This is a genomic window from Acidithiobacillus sulfurivorans, from assembly GCF_018853815.1.
Taxonomy (GTDB): Bacteria; Pseudomonadota; Gammaproteobacteria; order Acidithiobacillales; family Acidithiobacillaceae; genus Acidithiobacillus; species Acidithiobacillus sulfurivorans.
In genome coordinates, this window is record NZ_JAAOMP010000015.1 from 1 (window position 1) to 2,220 (window position 2,220).

Annotated in this window: 2 protein-coding genes; both read left to right on the forward strand. The window is 49.5% G+C overall.

Going from position 1 to position 2,220, the window contains the following annotated elements; all coding sequences use genetic code 11:
• On the forward strand, nt 1-1,741 hold a 1,741-nt coding region (locus tag HAP95_RS00705; protein ID WP_215882540.1), incomplete at its 5' end, for a cation:proton antiporter.
• The gene (locus tag HAP95_RS00710; RefSeq protein WP_215882541.1) at nt 1,731-1,937 is read left to right on the forward strand and encodes a DUF1289 domain-containing protein; all 207 of its coding nucleotides are present in this window, start codon (nt 1,731-1,733) and stop codon (nt 1,935-1,937) included. The genes HAP95_RS00705 and HAP95_RS00710, both read left to right, overlap by 11 nt.
• The last annotated feature ends 283 nt before the right edge of the window (nt 1,938-2,220 follow it).

The following is a 2,220-nucleotide window of genomic DNA, read 5'->3' on the forward strand; positions in this document are numbered from 1 at the left end:
ACTACCCGCCATTTTATTTCTTCTGGGTATTGGTATTATCGCTGGGCCAGTCAGCGGCTGGATTCATCCTGATCAGCTATTTGGTCCACTACTATTTCCCGGCATCTCTTTGGCTGTAGCAGTTATTCTGTTTGAAGGCGCATTGAATTTACGCCTGCGGGAACTAGGTGGCCTTGCTTCCGTTATTCGCAGAATGGTCAGTCTGGGAGCCATCAGCAGTTGGCTGATACTGGCGGTAGCTACTCACTGGATTGCAGACTTTAACTGGTCCATGGCGATCCTCTTTGGCGCAGTTGTGGTCGTTTCTGGACCGACTGTGATTGGCCCGGTGTTAAGAGCAGCCAGACCCAATTCGCGCATCAGCAATGTATTAATGTGGGAAAGCATCCTCATTGATCCCATTGGGGCCCTACTGGCCGTTCTGGTTTTCGAAGCCATTATTGCCCATCATGGCTCCACAGGAATCCGCTCTGCCGTGGAAGTTTTTCTCAAAATGCTTGCTGCGGGCCTGTTATTGGGCGTTTTGGCTGGTCAAAGCCTGGGGTGGTTACTCCGAAAAAGGGCTATTCCCGATTATCTGCATGGCGTAGTGGCTTTGGGAAGCGTTTTTATTATTTTTGCAGCAGCCAATCAGATCGCCCACGAATCCGGACTGCTCGCTGTTACGCTGATGGGTGTCTGGCTCGCCAACATGCGTGACATTCCTTTGGAAAACATTCTGAATTTCAAGGAAAGTCTATCCATTTTATTAATTTCCATTCTTTTCATTCTCCTCGCTGCGCGACTGAATCTGCTCGCCTTGAAAGAAGTCATTATCTCCGGCGTACTGCTCACGCTGGTCATTCAACTGGTTGCCCAACCTGTCAAAATATTGCTGGCTTACGATGGGAAGGAACTGAACTGGAAAGAAAGATTCATGACCGGCTGGATTGCTCCGCGTGGAATTGTCGCAGCTGCGGGAGCACCCGTATATGCCAGCCAACTGGAAGCATTGAACTATCCCAAGGCCCACTTGTTTGTGCCTCTGACTTTTGCGCTGATCATTGTCACCGTACTCCTGGCCAGTTTTACGGCGCGTCCCATGGCAAGGCTTCTGGGTGTCTCTGAAAAAGACCCTCGTGGCATTCTTATTGTGGGGGCCAACGCATTTGCCATCGCCGTTGCTGGAAAACTCAAGGAATGGGGGTTCCGGCCACTTTTGGTGGATGATGAATATCGGCAAATCCAGGCGGCACGCATGGCAGGACTGGATACTTTTTTGGGTAGCCTGGTTTCAGAAGCCGCTGATCGTCAACTCAACCTGATTGGATTTGGTTATCTGCTGGCTCTCTCTACCGATGCTGCACGTAATCTGATCGCCTCACTGCGTTATGATCCTGAGTTCGGTCATCGTTCTGTGTTTACCCTGGCCGATGGCAGCAGTCGCAAAACCAGTGCCCGTAACCGCACGGCAAGACAGCATCGACGTCTTCATCTTTTCAGTGAAGATGCCACTGCCGGTTCTTTACTGGATAAAATGGAAAAGGGATGGACCTTGAAAGCAACAGGCTTGACTGAGCAGTTTGACTGGGCACAATACCAGCAACAATTTGCCACAGGCTTTCTGGCATTATTTATTCTGGATAAAAACGGAAAACTGCAAGTCATAAACAGTGACCAAAACCAGCCGGAGCCGCGTGCTGGCGATCAGATTCTGGCTCTGGTTGCCCCTGACGTAGCTCCCACTGCCGATGGCAACTAATTCCTCTCTACCCGATTCTCCATGTCTGGGGTTTTGCACTACGGCTCTGGGGGATGACGTGTGTAAGTCCTGCGGCCGAACTTTTGAAGAAGTTTGCCAGTGGATAACCATGACCCCTGAGCAGAAAGCGGCTACCTGGAAGCGCATTCGCAAAAATGACTGGTGGGATCAACAGAGAAAAATCAAGGGCCTGTAATTAGCATGTTGGGGGCGTTAAAATAACACATAATTATCATTTACTTATGGTGACATCCTGCGTTCCTCATGATAGTATTTACTAATAGAACAGGTATTGGCACAAGTTTCCTAGTCCAAGTGGAGTCGCAAGTCCATTGAAACATTCAGAGAAACCAGATGAATTGGATGCCCGGACCATACAGGAAATTTTAAAAAGTTGGTTCCTCGTCATTTCAAGTGGGTAGCCTGAGATCCAGCTTGCCCAGGATCAGGTAGGCCAGGTTGATAAAGTTCTTGTGCGT